The 547-nt window shown below is 66.7% G+C and carries 1 pseudogene; it reads right to left on the reverse strand.

Annotated elements, in window-relative coordinates:
* Window positions 1-547 (reverse strand): annotated as a pseudogene (uvrA, locus tag NW838_RS11280) (ABC-ATPase UvrA); the annotation flags it as partial.

Here is a 547-nt window from a genome sequence, read left to right on the forward strand (position 1 = left end):
CCCCAGGGCAATCACCCAGTCGGCGGGCTTCACCACGTCCAGGTTGTGCTCAATGACCACCACGGGGTTGCCCCCGTCCCCCAGGCGGTGGCGGACCGAGAGGAGCTTGGCCACGTCGTCAAAGTGGAGGCCGGTGGTGGGCTCGTCCAGGATGTAGAGGGTGCGGCCCGTGGACTTGCGGCCCAGCTCCGTGGCCAGCTTGATCCTTTGGGCCTCGCCCCCGGAGAGGGTGGGGGAGGGCTGGCCCAGGCGCATGTACCCCAGGCCCACGTCCACCATGAGCTGGAGCTTGCGGGCGATGGTGGGGACGTTCTGGAAGAAGTCCAGGGCCTCCTCCGCGGTCATGTCCAGGACGTCGGCGATGCTCTTCCCCCTGAGCTTCACCTCCAGGGTCTCCTTGTTGTACCGCTTTCCCTTGCACACCTCGCAGGGCACGTAGAGGTCGGGCAGGAAGAGCATCTCAATCTTCACCGTGCCGTCCCCGCCGCAGGCCTCGCACCGCCCCCCCTTGACGTTGAAGGAAAAGTGGCCGGATGGGTAGCCTCTG

This window comes from Synechococcus sp. R55.2 (assembly GCF_047462075.1).
Classification (GTDB): Bacteria; Cyanobacteriota; Cyanobacteriia; order Thermostichales; family Thermostichaceae; genus Thermostichus.